Origin of the sequence: Streptomyces sp. NBC_00237 (genome assembly GCF_026342435.1) — a bacterium.
Classification (GTDB): domain Bacteria; phylum Actinomycetota; class Actinomycetes; order Streptomycetales; family Streptomycetaceae; genus Streptomyces.
On the sequence record NZ_JAPEMT010000001.1, the window covers coordinates 1,120,041 to 1,137,686 of the forward strand.

The following is a 17,646-nucleotide window of genomic DNA, read 5'->3' on the forward strand; positions in this document are numbered from 1 at the left end:
AGGCATCCTTAGTGCCATGCGTCGCCGTCTGATCAATTCCACGCTCGCCGTGGTGCTCGTCGTCATCGCCGTCTTCGGGGTCTCCCTCGTCATCGTCGAGACCCGCACCATCAGCAACAGCGCCCAGGAGTCCGTCGACTCCGAGGCGCTGCGGCTGGTGAGCGTCGTCGAGGGCCGCCTCGTCGGCACCGGCACCGTGAGCCGCGAGGTCCTCGTCAAGCAGATCGGCGGCCACCGGTACGCCCGTATCGACATTCCCGGCCAGCGGCCCATAGAGATCGGCGCCCGCCCCACCGACGGCGTCATCGAGGGCAGCGCCACCGGCGAGCGCGGCGAGACCGTCACCGTCATGGAGTCCCGGTCCACCGTCACCCGCGAGGTCGGCCGCACCCTGCTGATCATCGGCGCGGTCGCCCTGCTGGCCGTGGTCGCCGCCGTCCTCCTCGCCGTACGGCAGGCCAACCGCCTCGCCTCCCCGCTCACCGACCTCGCCGAGACCGCCGAACGCCTCGGCTCCGGCGACCCCCGCCCCCGCCACAAGCGGTACGGCGTCCCCGAGCTCGACCGCGTCGCCGACGTCCTGGACTCCTCCGCCGAACGCATCGCCCGCATGCTCACGGCCGAGCGACGCCTGGCCGCCGACGCCTCCCACCAGCTCCGTACGCCGCTCACCGCGCTCTCCATGCGGCTGGAGGAGATCACCCTCACCGACGAGCTGGACACGGTGAAGGAGGAGGCGACGATCGCCCTCACCCAGGTCGAGCGCCTCACCGACGTCGTGGAGCGCCTCCTCACCAACTCCCGCGACCCGCGCACCGGCTCCGCCGTCGCCTTCGACCTCGACGAGGTCGTCAAGCAGCAGATCGAGGAGTGGCGGCCCGCCTACCGCAGCGCCGGGCGGGCGATCGTACGGTCGGGAAAGAACGACCTGCGGGCCGTCGGCACCCCGGGCGCGGTCGCCCAGGTCCTCGCCGCACTGATCGAGAACTCCCTCATGCACGGCGGCGGCACCGTCGCCCTGCGGTCCCGGGTCACCGGCAACCAGGCCGTCATCGAGGTCACCGACGAGGGCCCCGGTGTCCCCGTCGACCTCGGCGCGCGCATCTTCGAGCGCACGATCAGCGGCCGCAACTCCACCGGCATCGGCCTCGCCGTCGCCCGCGACCTCGCGGAGGCCGACGGCGGACGCCTGGAACTCCTCCAGCAGAAGCCCGCCGTCTTCGCGCTCTTCCTCAGCACGGTGGTGCCCGACAGCAGGGCCGCCGACGAGGGCGGCAAGACGATCAGGTGAGGCGGGGCGAGACGATCAGGCGAGGTGGGAGCGAGACGATCAGGTGAGGCGGGAGCGGGACGATCAGGTGAGGCGAGGGGCGACGGGCTCCGGCTTCACAGGGACGGCGCTCTCGTCCTCTTCCTCCAGAAATCGCTCGGCCTGCGCGACCGCCTCCTTGGCCGGGAGGGTCTTGAACACCCACGTCCGGTACGACCAGAAGCGGAACAGGGTCGCCACCCCGATCCCGAACACCTTGAAGAAGTTGCTCTGGAGCGGGGTGTTCCAGCCGAAGGCGTACGTCGCCACGTACAGCAGCCCGTTCTCGATGACCGCCCCGACCGCGGTGAAGATCAGGAAGAGCGTCAGCTCCTTGGTCCGGCCGCTCTTGTCGCGGTCGCGGTAGGTGAAGTACCGGAAGCCGACGTAGTTGAAGAGGGCCGCGATCACGGTCGCGACGAGGCTGGCCCGCACCACCTGGAGGTCGGTGGTGTGCCGCAGTACGTTGAACGCCGCCATGTTGACGAGCAGCCCGAGCCCGCCGACCGCCCCGAACTTGGCGACCTCGCGCGCGAGCTGTTCGAGACGTGTGCGCAGCGTGGTACCGCCAGGCTCGCTCATGATCTGTGTCGACCCCGTTCGGTTGATGTCGTCAACCCAGCCATGCTAACCATCACTCCCCGGGTGTGACCCGGGGACGTGCACGGTCCGGCCACGCGGTGGCCGCCGTTCCCCGCCCCCCGCCACCGGCTCGCTTGTGCGTTCGTACGAAGGAGGGGGCGTCCCGGGTGGTGCATGCCTACGGATACCCTGGAAGAGTGACGTTTCCGGTAGTCGGTATGGTCGGCGGCGGTCAGCTCGCCCGCATGACCCACGAGGCGGGCATCCCCCTCGGCATCAAGTTCAAGCTCCTCAGCGACACCCCCCAGGACTCGGCGGCCCAGGTGGTGAGCGATGTCGTCGTGGGCGACTATCGCGACCTGGACACCCTCCGTGCGTTCGCCCGTGGCTGCGACGTGATCACTTTCGATCACGAACACGTCCCGACCGAACACCTGCGGGCCCTGGAGGCCGACGGCATCCCCGTCCGCCCCGGCCCCGACGCGCTGATCCACGCCCACGACAAGGGGGTGATGCGCGCGAAACTGACCGAGATCGGCGCCCCCTGCCCCCGGCACCGCATCGTCGCCGACCCGGCGGACGTGACGGCGTTCGCGGAGGAAGGGGACGGCTACCCGGTCATCCTCAAGACCGTGCGCGGCGGCTACGACGGCAAGGGCGTGTGGTTCGTCCGCTCCGAGGCCGACGCGGCGGCCCCCTTCCTCGCCGGAGTCCCGGTCCTCGCCGAGGAGAAGGTCGACTTCGTCCGCGAGCTCGCCGCCAACATCGTGCGCTCCCCGCACGGGCAGGCCGTCGCGTACCCGGTCGTCGAGTCCCAGCAGGTCGACGGCGTCTGCGACACGGTCATCGCCCCGGCCCCCGACCTGTCCGACGAGCTCTCGGGCCAGGCCCAGCAGCTCGCCATCCGCATCGCCGCCGAACTGAACGTCGTCGGCCACCTCGCCGTCGAACTCTTCGAGACGAGGGACGCCGACGGCAATCCCGGCATCCTCGTCAACGAACTCGCGATGCGCCCGCACAACTCCGGCCACTGGACCCAGGACGGCGCGATCACCTCGCAGTTCGCCAACCACGTCCGCGCCGTCCTCGACCTCCCCCTCGGCGACCCGCGCCCGCGCGCCCGCTGGACGGTCATGTGCAACGTGCTCGGCGGCGACTACCCCGACATGTACAAGCCGTACCTGCACGTCATGGCCCGCGACCCGCAGGCGAAGATCCACATGTACGGCAAGGACGTGAAGCCCGGCCGCAAGATCGGCCACGTCAACACCTACGGCGACGACCTGGACGACGTGCTCGACCGCGCACGTCACGCCGCCGGCTACCTCCGAGGAACGATCACCGAATGACTGCTACCGCCCCGCTCGTCGGCATTGTCATGGGCTCCGACTCGGACTGGCCCGTCATGGAGGCGGCGGCGACCGCCCTCGCCGAGTTCGAGATCCCGTACGAGGTCGACGTCGTCTCCGCACACCGGATGCCGCACGAGATGATCGCGTACGGCGAGCACGCGGCCGACCGCGGCCTGAAGGCGATCATCGCGGGCGCGGGCGGCGCGGCCCACCTGCCGGGCATGCTCGCCTCGGTCACCCCGCTCCCGGTCATCGGCGTCCCCGTCCCCCTGAAGTACCTGGACGGCATGGACTCCCTCCTGTCCATCGTGCAGATGCCCGCGGGCGTTCCCGTCGCCACGGTGTCCGTCGCGGGCGCACGCAACGCGGGCCTCCTCGCGGCCCGCATCCTGGCCGCGTTCGACCCGGCCCTGCTGACCCGGATGCAGGAGTTCCAGCAGGACCTGAACGCCCAGGCCACCGAGAAGGGCAAGCGCCTGCGCACCAAGGCCATGGGCAGCCCGGACTCCTTCGGCTTCGGCAAGTGAGCGCGATGAGCGATCTGACCGCCGCCCACGCCCTCCTCGACGACTTCCCCGTCGTCGACGGCCACAACGACCTCCCCTGGGCGCTGCGCGAGCAGGTCCGCTACGACCTGGACCGCCTCGACATCGCGGCCGACCAGTCCGCCCACCTCCACACGGACCTGGCCCGGTTGCGGTCGGGCCGCGTGGGCGCGCAGTTCTGGTCGGTCTACGTCCGCACCGACCTCACCGGCGACTCGGCGGTCAGCGCCACCCTCGAACAGGTCGACGTCGTCGCCCAGCTCATCGCCCGCTACCCGGACCACCTGGTCCGGGCCCTGACGGCGGACGACATGGAGGCGGCCCGCCGCGACGGCCGCATCGCCTCCCTGATGGGCGCCGAGGGCGGCCACTCCATCAACAACTCCCTGGCCACCCTGCGCGCGCTGCACACGCTGGGCGTCCGCTACATGACGCTGACCCACAACTCGAACATCCCCTGGGCGGACTCGGCGACGGACGCCCCCGCCTGCGGCGGTCTGACCGCCTTCGGCCGCGAGGTCGTCCGCGAGATGAACCGCGTCGGCATGCTCGTCGACCTGTCGCACGTCGCCGCCTCCACCATGCGCGCGGCCCTGGAGACGACCGAAGCCCCGGTCGTCTTCTCCCACTCCTCCGCGCGTGCGGTCTGCGACCACCCCCGCAACATCCCGGACGACGTCCTGGCGGCCCTCCCCGCCAACGGCGGCGTCGCGATGGCCACTTTCGTCCCGAAGTTCATCCTCCCGGAGGCGGTCGCCTGGACGGCCCGCGCGGACGAGAACATGCGCGCCCACGGCCTGCACCACCTGGACACCACCGCCGATGGCATGAAGGTCCAGCACGCCTTCGAGGCGGCGAACCCCCGCCCGATGGCCACCGCCTCGACGGTCGCCGACCACCTCGACCACATGCGCGAGGTCGCGGGCGTCGACCACATCGGCATCGGCGGCGACTACGACGGCACGGCGTTCACCCCGGCGGGCCTGGAGGACGTCACCGGCTACCCGAACCTGATCGCCGAGCTCCTGGGCCGGGGCTGGTCCACGTCCGACCTCGCCAAACTCACCTGGCAGAACGCGGTACGCGTCCTCCGCGACGCCGAATCCGTCGCCCACACCCTCCAGTCCCACCGGGGCCCCTCCAACGCGACCCTGGAGCAGCTGGACGGCTGACCAGCCGGTGGGGCTGGAGCGGACCGCGCGGCTGGTCTCGGTACGTGCGGGTGCGTCGCGGTTGGTCGCGCCCGCGCGGCGCAGCCGCACAGTGATACAGCCCCGCGCCCCTTGCTCCGCCTCCGGCCCCGTTCTCGCCCCCCGAGCGGTATCGGGCCGGGCCCGCAGTGCCCGCCCGCCCCCGGGCTCGGCCGGTCTGTTCCGCTTCGGCCGAGTCCGGCTAGCGCAGAGGTGTGCCGGGCTCGTGGAGGGCGGCCATCAGGGCGCGCAGTGCTGCGGGAGCGGTCCGTACGACCCGCTCCGGGGAGTCGGACTCCCGCAGCAGGAGCGTTTCCCGCGTGTGCGGTGCGGCGATCTCCACGCACTCCTGCCCGGCGTCGCTGCCGGAGAAGCTGGACTTCTGCCACACCAGTTCTGACACGGGGAACCTCTCGTCTACGCAAGCCCGTTGGCCGCCGCACGAATTGCGGCAAGCGACGGCTCCGGACCCAGGGCGGTCGCCCGTAGCGTATCGAACACCGATCGGAATGCCTGAACGCCGTCGTCGTCCTCCACGTACACAGGCGACGCGGCGTTGTCGAGGAGCACAACATCCATGCCGGGAACGGGAGTTCCGAAGACGAGGAAGGGGCCGTCGAGCCCTCGGTGCGCTCCTGCCTCGTACGGCATGACCTGGAGCGTGGCGCGCCCGGATTCCGCAATGGCGGCAAGGTGCCTCAACTGGCCCTGCATGACGGAGGTTCCCCCGATGCGGGCTTTGAGTACGGGCTCGTACAGGACGGCCCAGAACTCGGGAGCCCCTTCCTGGTCGAGTACCGCCTGCCTCGCGGTCCGCGCCTCGATCTGCCGGGCGATGTCCTCCTCCGACGCGGCCACGCGCCCGTGGCGGAAGAACGCCCGCATGTAGTCGGGGGTTTGCAGCAGGCCGGGTACCAGAACCGTCTGCCAGGCATGGATGGACGTGGCCTTCGCTTCGAGCTGCGCCACGTCGGCGAATCCCGGCGGCAGTACGTTCCCGTACCGGTTCCACCAGCCGCGCCGGTTGCCTTCCTTGGCCATCTCGACCAAGGCGTCGATCAATGCGCGGTCGGACATCCCATAGGCCCTGAGCAGCACGCGCAGCTCAACTGGGCGGATTCCGCTCAGGCCAGACTCGATCCGGCTGACCTTCCCCTTGCCGCACTCCAGGATCTCGCCAGCCTGATCCCCCGAGAGGCCCGCGGCCTCGCGCAGTCTGCGCAGTTCGGCACCGAGACGCTTCTGCCTGACGGTGGGGTTTCTCCTGGGTGGCATGCCGACTCCCTTGTTGTTAGCGCCAGTTGAGTCTTCCGGCAAGCCCCTCTCGCGTCTAGTCACACGGTCGAGTGAAGCTACCGCAGAACGTTGCACCTTTGAGAGTTCGACTTCTACCTTCATTGGCAGAGCGCTCACCGACGCCCCTCCTGACTCCGGAAGAGCACCCATCGCCGCACTCCATGCGGACGAGGGCATGGCCACCGCACGAGGCCGCGTACCCCAACACTCCGTCCTGCGAAGGGAATTGCCGCATGGAGAGCAACCCGGAATCGATCGCTCCTCCCGACTCATGGGAGTACACCCTCACCCTGCCGCACAGCGCCATCGGCCCCGGCGTCGCCCGCAGTACGGTCCGGTCGATCCTCGTCCGGCACGCACTCGACGGCCTCGCGGACACCGCCGAGCTGCTGACCGGCGAACTGTGCGGCAACGCCTACCGCCACACCGTCGGCCCCGCGAGCGTTCGGGTGAGCTGGCGGAAGCGGACGTTGTACGTCGGCGTCCGTGACACCAGCAACGCCCTGCCCCGGCAGGCCCGGCCGGACGGGAGCTTCGAGGACGGCCGGGGGCTGCTCCTGGTGAGCCTCTGCGCGCATGCCTGGGGCAGCCGTCCAGCGAACCCGGGCAAGGTGACCTGGTTCGAGCTGCGGGAGTGATCCGGCGCGGGGCCCGGACGGCGAACAGCCCCCGGCGCCGGGCCGGGGGCTGTGCTGTCTGCGCTGGTCAGGACCTACTTGGGCAGGTTCCGCGCCATCACGATGCGCTGGACCTGGTTCGTTCCTTCGTAGATTTGTGTGATTTTCGCGTCGCGCATCATCCGCTCCACCGGGTAGTCCCGCGTGTAGCCGTACCCGCCGAGGAGCTGGATCGCGTCCAGCGTGATCTCCATGGCCGCGTCCGACGCGTAGCACTTCGCGGCAGCGCCGAAGAAGGTCAGGTCCTCCTTCTCGCCCCCGGCGGACACGCGCTCCGACTTGGCCGCAGCCGCGTAGGTGAGCTGGCGGGCCGCCTCCAGCTTCATGGCCATGTCCGCGAGCATGAACTGCACGCCCTGGAAGTCGCCGATCGGCTTGCCGAACTGCTTGCGCTCCTGGACGTAACCCTTGGCGTAGTCGAGAGCGCCCTGCGCGATGCCGAGCGCCTGGGCGGCGATCGTGATGCGGGTGTGGTCCAGGGTCTTCATCGCCGTGGCGAAGCCCGTGCCCTCCTCGCCGATCATGCGGTCGGCCGGGATGCGCACGTTGTCGAGGTAGACCTCGCGGGTCGGCGAGCCCTTGATGCCGAGCTTCTTCTCCGGCGCACCGAAGGAGACCCCCTCGTCGGACTTCTCCACGACGAAGGCGGAAATGCCCTTCGAGCGCTTCTCGGGGTCCGTGACGGCCATGACCGTGTAGTACTCGGACTCGCCCGCGTTCGTGATCCAGCGCTTCACACCGTTGAGGACCCAGTAGTCGCCGTCACGGACCGCGCGCGTCTTCATGCCCGCCGCGTCCGAGCCCGCGTCGGGCTCGGAGAGGCAGTACGAGAACATCGCTTCACCCTTGGCCAGCGGGGCCAGGTACTTCTTCTTCAGGTCCTCGGAGCCGGAGAGGATCACCGGCAGCGAGCCCAGCTTGTTGACGGCCGGGATCAGCGAGGAGGAGGCGCAGACGCGGGCCACCTCCTCGATCACGATGACCGTCGCCAGGGCGTCCGCGCCCGCGCCGCCGAACTCCTCGGGGACGTGCACCGCCTGGAGGTCCGCCGCGACCAGCGCGTCCAGGGCCTCGCGCGGGAAGCGGGCGTTCTCGTCGACCTCGGCCGCGTACGGGGCGATCTTCGCCTCGGCGAGCGCGCGCACCGTGTCGCGGAGCATGTCGTGCTCCTCGGACGTCCGGTACAGGTCGAAATCGGGCGAACCTGCCAAGGTCTCTCAACTCCCCAAGGGTGCTAACTACCGTTAAGTAACCATGATTTTAGAGGGTGGGGGTCGGCTGTGGATACGTGAGTTTGCCGACAGGTCCCGACCCCGGGCAGAACCTCCCCTTACGGGCACCCGGATATGCTCGGGCGCGTTGTCCCGCCCGTACCTCTAGGAGCACCACATGGCCCTCAGGATCACCGTGATCGGCACCGGCTACCTCGGCGCCACCCACGCCGCGGCGATGGCGGAGCTCGGGTTCGAGGTGCTCGGGCTCGACGTCGTGCCCGAGAAGATCGAGATGCTGGCCGCCGGGCGCGTCCCGATGTACGAACCGGGTCTTGAGGAGCTGCTCCACCAGCACGTGGCGGGGATCCCGGGCTCGACCGGGCGGCTGCGGTTCACGATGGACTGGGCGGAGGTGGGGGAGTTCGGCGACGTGCACTTCGTATGTACGAACACCCCGCAGAAGCACGGTGAGTACGCGTGCGACATGAGCTACGTGAACAGCGCGTTCGCCTCCCTCGCCCCGCACCTGAAGAGCGACGCGCTCGTGGTCGGCAAGTCGACCGTGCCCGTCGGGTCGGCGGCCCGGCTGAAGCAGCTGCTGGCCGAGCAGGCCCCCGAGGGCGTCGAGCTGGCGTGGAACCCGGAGTTCCTGCGCGAGGGCTTCGCGGTCCAGGACACCCTGCACCCGGACCGCCTCGTCGCCGGGGTCGAGAGCGAGCGCGCCGAGAAGATCCTGCGCGAGGTGTACGCCACCCCGATCGCGGAGGGCTCGCCCTTCGTGGTGACGGACTTCCCGACGGCGGAGCTGGTGAAGACCGCCGCGAACTCCTTCCTCGCGACGAAGATCTCGTTCATCAACGCCATGGCCGAGGTGTGCGAGGCCGCTGACGGCGACGTGGTGAAGCTGGCGGAGGCGATCGGGTACGACGAGCGGATCGGGCCCAAGTTCCTGCGGGCCGGGATCGGCTTCGGCGGCGGGTGCCTGCCGAAGGACATCCGCGCCTTCATGGCGCGCGCCGGCGAGCTCGGGGCCGACCAGGCGCTGACCTTCCTCCGCGAGGTCGACTCCATCAACATGCGCCGCCGCGGGCACATGGTCGAGCTGGCCAGGGAAGCGCTGGGTGACGCCGGCTTCCTCGGCCGCCGGGTCGCCGTGCTCGGCGCTACCTTCAAGCCGGACTCCGACGACGTACGGGACTCGCCCGCGCTGAACGTCGCCGGGCAGATCCACCTCCAGGGCGGCCAGGTCACCGTGTACGACCCCAAGGGCATGGCCAACGCCCGCCGGGTCTTCCCGACCCTCGGTTACGCCGACTCCGCCCTCGACGCGGTGCGCGGAGCTGACGTCGTGCTCCACCTCACCGAGTGGCGCGAGTTCCGCGACCTGGACCCGGCGGAGCTGGGCGCGGTCGTCGCGCGGAAGCTCATCCTGGACGGCCGCAACGCCCTCGACGCCGCCCAGTGGCGCGAGGCGGGCTGGAGCTTCCGCGCGATGGGCCGCCCCAGGGCCTGACGGCTCCCGGTCCCTAGGCGTCCAGGTCCTCGACGCGCGCCGTCGACGGGCTCCGGCGCTCCTGCGCGGCGCGTGCGGTGAACTCCGCGTCGCGCAGCACTCGCTGGAGGTTCTCCCAGGTCAGGCGGGCGAGGTCGGCCTCGGGCCAGCCCCGGTCCAGGAGTTCCGCGATGAGGTACGGGTAGGAGCCCGCGTCCCGCAGCGCCCCGGGGTGGACCGTGCCCGTGTCGTACGTACCGGAGAGTCCGACGCATCCCGGGCCCGCCAGGGAACGCACGTGGTCGAGGTGGTCGGCGACGTCCCGGACCGCCGGGCCCGTGCGGGCGGCGTCGAAGGGCACCATGCACAGGCCGCCGTTCTCGCGCAGGGCCGCCAGGACGTCGTCGGGGGCGTTGGCCGGGTGCGGGGTGACGGCGTGCGCGCCCGAACGGGTCAGGATCACCGGGGCGCGGGAGACCGTGAGCGTGGCGTGCATCGTCGCCGGGGCGGTGCCGCTGAGGTCGACGAGCATGCCGACCCGGTTCATCTCCCGTACGACTTCCTGGCCGAAGCGGGTGAGACCGGTGGGCGGCGCCCAGGTGACGCCGGTCAGCGTGAGGACGCGGACGCCGAGCGCGTGCAGGGCGCGCAGGGTGCCCAGCGAGGAGCCGATCGCGGGGGCCTCGGCGGGGCCGAGCAGGGAGGCGATGCGGCCGCAGCAGCGGGCGTCGCCGACCTCGCCCGAGTTCAGGGCGATGCGCAGGGCTTCCGGGTAGGCGGCGACCATGGCGCGCACGTGGTCGATGTTCTCCAGTACGCCGCTGACCGCGCAGCCGGCGGCCTCCTCCGGGTGCAGCGACCAGAACTGGGCGCCGACGCCGCCCGCGCGCAGCCTGGGGATGTCCGTGTCCAGGGTGGATTCGCCGAGCTCTATGTCCGACCAGGGCGCGGACCATATGGCCCGTGCGAGCCCGTTGTGGCCGTCGGCGACGGGGTGCGCGGCGAGGACCTCGCGGGCCCGGGCCAGGGAGCCCTCGGAGGGGGCCGCCTCGGGTGCTTCCGTGACAGCGGGGGCGTCCGTCACGGAATCCGTCACGGAATCGGGAGCGCCCACGGCGGGGGTGGTGTGCGGGTCGTCCTGTAGCAGTGCCATGACGGGGCTCCGGTTCTGCGACGGCAGCGGCGGGTGCGGCGGATCAGCGGGTGAGGCGGATCAGGCAAGTACGGCCACCGTGGCACGGGAGCGCCGGGGGTTCGCGGCGGGCGTGGCGTTCGGGGGTACGCGGGCGGGGGAGGAACCCGGTACGCGTGCGGGGAGGGAGCCCGGTACGCGTGCGGGGAGGAGCCGCCCCCCCCGGGCTGCTCCTCCCGCACGCGTGTCGGCTGCGACCTCGGGTCACTTCGAGGTGACGGTGACCTTCTCGTCGTTCTGGATCTGCTTCACCAGCTGGCCCAGCTTCTCCTTGTCCCAGATGACGTTGCCGTTCTTCCGGAAGCCGCTGCTGGGCATGTTCATGGACTTGCCCTCGCCGCCGCTGACGCCCTTCATCGCGAAGAACATCCCGGCCAGGTCGAACAGGCCCATGTCCTTGTCCACGATCAGCGTGTCCAGGCCCGCGCCCAGCGTCGGGTAGAGCGAGAAGGGGTTCAGGAGCGTGCCGGGGGACGCCGCCTGGCTGGCCAGGGCCGCCAGGAACTTCTGCTGGTTCTTGGTGCGCGCGAGGTCCGCCTCGGCGAAGGCGTACCGGGTGCGGACGAAGGCGAGGGCCTGCTCGCCGTTGAGGGTCTGCTTGCCCGCCTGGAAGTCGGCGCCGGACTTCTTGTCCTTGAAGCCCTTGGGGATGTCCAGGTCGACGCCGCCCATCGCGTCCACGATGTTCGCGAACCCGGCGAAGCCGATCTCCGCGTAGTGGTCGATGCGCAGTCCCGTGTTGTGCTCGACGGTACGGACGAGGAGCTCGGGGCCGTCCTCGGCGTACGCGGCGTTGAGCTTGGTGCGCCGGTGCTGGTTCTCGAAGCGCTTGCCGGAGTCCGAACCGACGAAGGACGGGATCTCCACGTCCGAGTCGCGCGGCAGCGAGATCATCGTGTCGCCGCTGGAGCACGAGGCCAGGATCATCATCGAGTCGGTGCGCTTGCCCCCTGCGGAGCCGGTGTGCAGGCGCTTCTTGTCCTCGGCGGTCATGCCCTCACGGCTGTCCGAGCCCACGACCAGGTACGTCGTGCAGTCGCCCTCTTCGGGGCGGTCGATGACCTTGGAGAGGTCGACCTCGCGGCGGACCTTGGAGTCGGCCCAGAAGTAGGTGGCGACGGACGTCACCGCGAGGACGGAGACGACCGCGATCGCGCCGATCTTGATCCGACGGCCCCAGTTCGGGGCGGGACGCGGGCCGCGCGTGCTGCTGGAGCCCGGGCCTGGGGGCCCGCCGCCGTTGCCGCGGCCGCCACCGCCTCCGCCGCCGTAGACCTGGCCGGTGTTGTACCCGTCGTTACGGGAGCCCTGGCCCTGTCCCTGGCCGTACGCGTAGTCGTCGTACCCCTGCGCCTGCTGCGGCGGGACACCGCGCGGCGGGGCGGACGGGGCGGGCGGGGCGGGGCGGCGGTTGGAGGGCGGCGGGACCTGGCCGCGCTGCACATGCCGCATCACCCGGGGGCCCTCGGGCTGCGGGCTTCCGCTGCCTCGGCCGTACCCGTCGTCGCGGTCGTCGTTTCGTGCACTGGGCCAGTCGCTCATGACTTCAGTGTGCGGGCTGGGAGCGTCGGGCTCACAGGGCGGGTGGGAATTCGGGGCAGGGCTGTTGCAGAGCTGTGTCAATGCGATAGGCGCATAAAGTAGAGGGCATGACAGATCAGGCCCAGGCCCCGGAAGATCCCATTCCGGGCAAGCCCACCTCCGCTTCCCGCACCACCCTCAGCCACATCATGACCTTCGCGGAAACGAATCTGCTGGGCACCGTGCACGGTGGCGTGATCATGAAGCTGGTGGACGACGCGGCGGGCGCTGTCGCGGGCCGCCACTCCGGCGGCCCGGCCGTCACCGCGTCCATGGACGAGATGGTCTTCCTGGAGCCGGTCCAGGTCGGCGACCTCGTCCACGTGAAGGCCCAGTGCAACTGGACCGGCCGCTCCTCCATGGAGATCGGCGTACGGGTCCTGGCCGAGCGGTGGAACGAGTCGACCCCCGCCCAGCAGGTCGGCTCGGCGTACCTGGTCTTCGCCGCCGTCGACGCGGACGGCAGGACGCGCCCGGTGCCGCCGGTGGTCCCGGAGACGGAGCGCGACAAGCGGCGCTACCAGGAGGCGCAGATCCGGCGCACCCACCGCCTGGCCCGGCGCCGCGCGATCAAGGAGCTGCGGGACCGGCGGGCGGCGGAGGGGCTCAACGACTGAGCGGAGGGGCTCAGCCACGGAGCGGAGGGGTTCAACGGCTGAGCGGATGGGGTTCAACGGCTGGGCGGAGGGGGGCTCAGCGACGGAGCCCCGGCGGCATCGGCGGCGTACCGGAAGCGAAGGCTACGGGCACACCACCTGGTCCCCGGTCACCACCCCGAACTCCCCCTGGTACTCGTCCTGTGCCCGCACCGCCTTCACCCCCCGGAAGTCCGCCCCCGCGGTCACCCGCATCGTCCCGCCCTGCCCCGGCACCGCCCTCAGCTCGCAGCCCGGCAGGGCCGCCGCCAGGGACTGCGCGGAGCGGTCCCAGCGCGGGTCGTACGTCAGCAGCGTGCGGGTGAGGTCCCGGCGCACCCCGTTCCCCGGCAGCCCCGTCGTGCGGAAGCCGGTGGCCCGCAGCGCCGCGTCGACCCGCCTGCCCAGGCCCGCCGTGCGCGTGCCGTTGTCGACCTGCACCCGGATCTGCTCCGGCGAGACGTCCACCGGGTTCACCGGGTTCGCCTTCGCGCTCTTGGGGCGCGGGACGCCCAGCGGCCGGTCCTCGCGCAGCGTCTGGAAGAGCTTCTTCGACTTGGCGTCGTCCCACTTCAGGGTGGAGCCGATGCCCTTCACCGGGTAGCTCATCTCGCCGATCGGCACCGACGTGAACTCCGACGACGCCGGGGTGAAGCCCCGCATCGCCTGCCCCAGCGCCAGCATCTGCGACGTCCCGAAGCCCTGGTCGGCCCGTACCGAACCCAGCAGCGTGCCCGCCACCTCGCGGAACTTCACCGGGTTCAGCAGCGCCCCGCTGTCCGTCGCCTTGGCGATGAAAGCGGCCAGGAACCGCTGCTGGCGCTGCATCCGGCCGAGGTCGGACGCTCCGTCGATGTGCCGCGAGCGCACGTACTGAAGGGCCTCGCCGCCGCTGAGGCGGTGCGTGCCGGGGGCCAGGTCCAGGCCCGTGTAGCTGTCCTTCAACGAGGTGGCCGTGCAGATGTCGACGCCGCCCAGCACGTCCACCGTCTTCATGAAGCTGGTGAAGTCGACCTCCAGATAGTGGTCGATCTTCACTCCGGTCATGTGCTCGACGGTCCGGGTGGTCAGGCTCGGCCCGCCCTCCGCGTACGCCGCGTTGATCTTGACCGGGTGCGCCTTGTGGTGGTCGCCGGTGGTCTCGTCCGTGTGCTCGGGCATCTCCGCGTAACTGTCGCGGGGGAGGCTGACGACGCTCGCCCGGTTCCGGTCCTCCGAGACGTGCACCAGCATGATCGTGTCCGTGCAGTGGCAGGGCGCGCCGCCCAGCCGGTACTTCTCCTTCTCCTCCTTGGTGATCCGGTCCCGGCCGTCGGTGCCGACGAGGAGGATGTTCATCCCGCGCCCGGCCTCGGCCTCGGGCCGGTTCTTCATGTCCTTGAACGGGTCGACCCGGTTGATCCCCGTGTTCATGCTGGTCACCATCGCGTGCCCGATGCCGCCCGCCGCCAGCACCAGGACGGAGAGAGTGGTGGCCGCCCGCAGTCCCCAGTGCGGGCGCTCGTCCTGCCGCTGCCTGCGCCGGGCCGCCTTGCGGCCCCGGGGGAGCGGCTCCCCGCGGTCTCTGCGGCGGGCGTGCGGGTCCGGTCGCGGGGTCGGCTGACGGGGCGGCACGGGCACGGGGGACACCTCCGCTGAGGGCACAGGACGGGGATCGCCTCGCACCGTATGCCGATACGATCTCCAGCCCGGTGGACCTGCCCGGCCGCCGCGCGAGGCTGTCCCCCGTTCGCGGTAACGTGCGGCATGTGAACGCATCAGCCCCCGCCGCCCCCGCGGTCTCCGTGATCATGCCGGTCCTCAACGAGGAGCGGCACCTGCGTAACTCGGTCCGTCACATCCTGGAGCAGGAGTACGACGGCGAGATGGAGGTGGTGATCGCGCTCGGCCCGTCCACGGACCGCACCGACGAGATCGCCGCCGAGCTGGTACGCGAAGACCCTCGCGTCCACACCGTCCCGAACCCCACGGGCCGCACCCCGGCCGCCCTGAACGCCGCGATCAAGGCTTCCCGGCACCCGATCGTCGTCCGCGTCGACGGCCACGGCATGCTCTCGGCCAACTACATCGCCACCGCCGTGCGCCTCCTGGAGGAGACCGGCGCGCAGAACGTCGGCGGCATCATGCACGCCGAGGGCGAGAACGCCTGGGAGGACGCGGTCGCCGCCGCGATGACCTCGAAGATCGGCGTCGGCAACGCCGCCTTCCACACCGGCGGCGCTGCCCAGCAGGCGGAGACCGTCTACCTGGGCGTCTTCCGCCGCGAGGCCCTGGAGCAGCAGGGCGGCTACAACGAGGAGTTCATCCGCGCCCAGGACTGGGAGCTGAACTTCCGCATCCGCGAGGCCGGGGGCCTGATCTGGTTCTCGCCCGAGCTGAAGGTCCAGTACCGCCCGCGCCCCTCCATCAAGGCGCTCGCCAAGCAGTACAAGGACTACGGCCGCTGGCGGCACGTCGTCGCCCGCTACCACTCCGGCTCCATCAACCTCCGCTACCTCGCCCCGCCGACCGCCGTGTGCGCCATCGCCGCGGGCACTCTCGTCGGCGCGTTCGTCACCCCGTGGGGCTTCGTGATCCCGGCGGGCTACCTCGCGGCGATCACCGCGGGCTCCTTCCCGGCGGGCAAGGGCCTCTCGCTCAAGGCGCGTGCGCAGATCCCCGTGGCCATGGCGACGATGCACATGTCGTGGGGGTACGGCTTCCTGACCTCGCCGAAGTCCCTCGCTCAGCGGGTCATCGCGAGCCGCCGCCCGTCGGTGCAGGGCGCGGGCGTGTAGCCGTACACAGGCGTCGCGCACGTACGCAGGCGTCGCGCACGTACGCGGAAGGGGGCCCGGGACGCGAAGTCCCGGGCCCCCTTCTCCTTGCGCGGACGGATCAGTCCTTGCCGTTCCACTGGTACACGCTGTACACGTCCATGCAGCCCTTGTCGTTGCCCTTGACCGCCTCGGCGGACTCCGGGACGTCGCCCGCCTTCGGCACCTCGGCCTTCGGGTAGGAGGAGCCCGTGCGCCAGTCGGCGCCGACGGTCAGGGTGACGCCCGAGGCGTCCGTGGACCTGCTGACCGCCGAGGACGGCAGGCCGAGCGCCTTGGCGACCGCTTGGGCGTCGCCCTCCAGATCGGCGCTGGGGAAGCTGACCGTCGTGCGCTCGACGCGCGGGCCGCCCTTGACGGCCGAGGCCCGGGTGTAGCCCTTGCCGGACAGGATCTGCGCGACGGCGGACGCCCGGCCCGGGGTGGAGGCCCGGGTGTCGCTGCCGGTGCCGTTCTGCACGGTGACCGCCAGCTCGCCGGGGGCGGCCGAAGGTTTCTTCGCGGGCTTCTCGGCGGGCTTCTTCGCGTTCTTGCCGTCGGACTTCCCGCCGTTCTTGTCGAACGGGATGTCGTCCTGGAGCAGCTTGAGGATCTTGGGGGAGTCCTTCGGGTCCACGACGTAGTGGGCGAGGGGGTTCTTCGGGTCCGCGATCGTCGGCAGCGAGGTCATGGTGATGCTGTCCGAGGGGACGTCCTTGAGCTCCATCGCCAGGTCGAAGAGCTTCTTGGGCGTGCCGATCTCGTCGGAGACCTGGAGGGCCTTCGTCGCGGTCTCGGCGAGCGAGGTGATCCGGCCGACGTTGGTGAACGCGTCCTCGGCCTGGAGCTGGCGCATCATCGAGTTCATGTACATGTGCTGCGCCTTCGCGCGGCCCTTGTCGCTGCCGAACGCGTGCCGGGTGCGCAGCCACCTCAGGGCGTCCTCGCCCTGGATCCGGTGCGGGCCCTTGGCCAGCTTGAGGCCCGAACCGCCCTTCTCCTTCTTCGTCGGCCTGTCCCACACGCCCTGGTTGAGGCAGACCTCGACACCGCCGACGGCGTCCGACATCTGCACCACACCGGAGAAGTCGATCATCAGCCAGTGGTCGATGTAGACGTTGGTGAGCTTCTGCCAGGTGTCCAGGACACAGCTCGGACCGCCGCGCGCCAGCGTCTGGTTGATGATGGCGTTCCCCGCGGGGGTGACCTTGTTGGTCTTCTCGTCCTTGCACTCGGGGATGTCCACCCGGGTGTCGCGCGGGATGCTCACGACCGAGGCGTGCTTGCGGTCGGCGGAGACGTGCAGCAGCTTCTGGACGTCGGCGAGCGGCGGGTTCTTCGTCAGGTCCTTGCCGCCGCCCAGCTTCACGTTCTTGGGATCGGCGCGGCTGTCGGAGCCGATCAGCAGGATGTTCAGCGGGGTCTGCCCGGCCGCGTTCGCCTTGGGCTTGTCCGGGCCGCTGCCGTTGCTGCGGGCACTGCTGCGCAGATTGCCGTTGAGGTGCTGGTAGTAGAGGTAGCCGGCACCGGCCGTGCCGAGGATCAGCACGGCCAGGGCTATCGCGCTCCAGCGCAGGATGCGTTTGCCCTTGCCGGGGCCGCCCTCGGGTCTGCGCCTGCGGGAGCCGCCGCGACGGCCGCCGCCGTGGCCGCCGCCGGCCGTCTCCGGCGACTGCGGACCCGACGGGGAGTCCGCGTTCTCGTAGAGACTGTCGTCCCATCCGAGATTGCGGGCCCCGGTCCCTTTCCCGCGCACACTGCTGTTGCCCACCGGGCCCCCACCCAC

At 70.9% G+C, this 17,646-nt stretch carries 16 protein-coding genes; 8 read left to right on the plus strand and 8 right to left on the minus strand.

From position 1 onward, the window contains the following. Positions 1 to 16 precede the first annotated feature (16 nt). Positions 17 to 1,291, plus strand: a complete 1,275-nt coding sequence (locus OG897_RS04885) for an ATP-binding protein (protein WP_266653147.1) — start codon at positions 17 to 19, stop codon at positions 1,289 to 1,291. Between the two features lie 63 nt (positions 1,292 to 1,354). On the opposite strand, the gene OG897_RS04890 is transcribed toward OG897_RS04885, so the two are convergent. Next, positions 1,355 to 1,891: a GtrA family protein gene (locus OG897_RS04890; protein WP_266653149.1), complete on the minus strand. Its 537-nt coding sequence runs from the start codon at positions 1,889 to 1,891 to the stop codon at positions 1,355 to 1,357. Between the two features lie 197 nt (positions 1,892 to 2,088). On the opposite strand from OG897_RS04890, the gene OG897_RS04895 reads away from it, so the two are divergent. Genes OG897_RS04895 through OG897_RS04905 form a run of 3 tightly spaced genes read left to right on the plus strand, consistent with a single transcriptional unit; the run spans position 2,089 to position 4,960 of the window. Continuing rightward, the gene (locus tag OG897_RS04895; protein ID WP_323187983.1) at positions 2,089 to 3,240 is read left to right on the plus strand and encodes a 5-(carboxyamino)imidazole ribonucleotide synthase; all 1,152 of its coding nucleotides are present in this window, start codon (positions 2,089 to 2,091) and stop codon (positions 3,238 to 3,240) included. Beyond that, positions 3,237 to 3,770 carry a 5-(carboxyamino)imidazole ribonucleotide mutase gene (gene purE / locus OG897_RS04900; RefSeq protein ID WP_266653153.1) on the plus strand — a complete coding sequence of 178 codons (534 nt, stop codon included), beginning with the start codon at positions 3,237 to 3,239 and terminating at the stop codon, positions 3,768 to 3,770. The genes OG897_RS04895 and purE overlap by 4 nt, the downstream gene beginning before the upstream one ends. Before the next feature lie 5 nt (positions 3,771 to 3,775). Beyond that, a complete protein-coding gene (locus tag OG897_RS04905) occupies positions 3,776 to 4,960 on the plus strand; it encodes a dipeptidase (RefSeq protein ID WP_266653155.1) in 1,185 nt (394 codons plus the stop codon). Between the two features lie 220 nt (positions 4,961 to 5,180). Here OG897_RS04905 and OG897_RS04910 read toward each other — a convergent pair whose 3' ends face one another. Then, positions 5,181 to 5,381 carry a DUF397 domain-containing protein gene (locus OG897_RS04910; protein ID WP_266653157.1) on the minus strand — a complete coding sequence of 67 codons (201 nt, stop codon included), beginning with the start codon at positions 5,379 to 5,381 and terminating at the stop codon, positions 5,181 to 5,183. A 14-nt stretch (positions 5,382 to 5,395) separates the two neighbouring features. Then, complete coding sequence (locus OG897_RS04915) at positions 5,396 to 6,253, minus strand: helix-turn-helix transcriptional regulator (RefSeq protein ID WP_266653159.1); 858 nt, start codon at positions 6,251 to 6,253, stop codon at positions 5,396 to 5,398. A 254-nt stretch (positions 6,254 to 6,507) separates the two neighbouring features. Between OG897_RS04915 and OG897_RS04920 the strand changes: the two genes are divergently transcribed. Next, complete coding sequence (locus tag OG897_RS04920) at positions 6,508 to 6,912, plus strand: ATP-binding protein (protein ID WP_266653161.1); 405 nt, start codon at positions 6,508 to 6,510, stop codon at positions 6,910 to 6,912. Between the two features lie 74 nt (positions 6,913 to 6,986). On the opposite strand, the gene OG897_RS04925 is transcribed toward OG897_RS04920, so the two are convergent. Continuing rightward, a complete protein-coding gene (locus tag OG897_RS04925; protein WP_266653163.1) occupies positions 6,987 to 8,162 on the minus strand; it encodes an acyl-CoA dehydrogenase in 1,176 nt (391 codons plus the stop codon). Positions 8,163 to 8,340: 178 nt separating this feature from the next. Here OG897_RS04925 and OG897_RS04930 point away from each other — a divergent pair, with 178 nt between their 5' ends. Beyond that, complete coding sequence (locus OG897_RS04930; protein WP_266653165.1) at positions 8,341 to 9,678, plus strand: UDP-glucose/GDP-mannose dehydrogenase family protein; 1,338 nt, start codon at positions 8,341 to 8,343, stop codon at positions 9,676 to 9,678. Between the two features lie 13 nt (positions 9,679 to 9,691). Here OG897_RS04930 and OG897_RS04935 read toward each other — a convergent pair whose 3' ends face one another. Beyond that, positions 9,692 to 10,810 (minus strand): dipeptidase, encoded by a 1,119-nt coding sequence (locus OG897_RS04935; RefSeq protein ID WP_266653167.1) that lies wholly within the window; start codon positions 10,808 to 10,810, stop codon positions 9,692 to 9,694. Positions 10,811 to 11,053: 243 nt separating this feature from the next. Further along, positions 11,054 to 12,391 carry an LCP family protein gene (locus OG897_RS04940; RefSeq protein ID WP_266653169.1) on the minus strand — a complete coding sequence of 446 codons (1,338 nt, stop codon included), beginning with the start codon at positions 12,389 to 12,391 and terminating at the stop codon, positions 11,054 to 11,056. A 107-nt stretch (positions 12,392 to 12,498) separates the two neighbouring features. On the opposite strand from OG897_RS04940, the gene OG897_RS04945 reads away from it, so the two are divergent. Further along, on the plus strand, positions 12,499 to 13,047 hold the full coding sequence (locus tag OG897_RS04945) for an acyl-CoA thioesterase (protein ID WP_266653171.1): 549 nt from the start codon (positions 12,499 to 12,501) through the stop codon (positions 13,045 to 13,047). 123 nt (positions 13,048 to 13,170) lie between these two features. Here the strand turns inward: OG897_RS04945 and OG897_RS04950 are convergent, their stop codons facing one another. Further along, complete coding sequence (locus tag OG897_RS04950; protein ID WP_266653173.1) at positions 13,171 to 14,685, minus strand: LCP family protein; 1,515 nt, start codon at positions 14,683 to 14,685, stop codon at positions 13,171 to 13,173. Positions 14,686 to 14,813: 128 nt separating this feature from the next. Here OG897_RS04950 and OG897_RS04955 point away from each other — a divergent pair, with 128 nt between their 5' ends. Next, positions 14,814 to 15,842 carry a glycosyltransferase family 2 protein gene (locus OG897_RS04955; protein WP_266653175.1) on the plus strand — a complete coding sequence of 343 codons (1,029 nt, stop codon included), beginning with the start codon at positions 14,814 to 14,816 and terminating at the stop codon, positions 15,840 to 15,842. Between the two features lie 100 nt (positions 15,843 to 15,942). On the opposite strand, the gene OG897_RS04960 is transcribed toward OG897_RS04955, so the two are convergent. Further along, positions 15,943 to 17,631 (minus strand): LCP family protein, encoded by a 1,689-nt coding sequence (locus OG897_RS04960; protein WP_266653177.1) that lies wholly within the window; start codon positions 17,629 to 17,631, stop codon positions 15,943 to 15,945. Positions 17,632 to 17,646 lie beyond the last annotated feature (15 nt).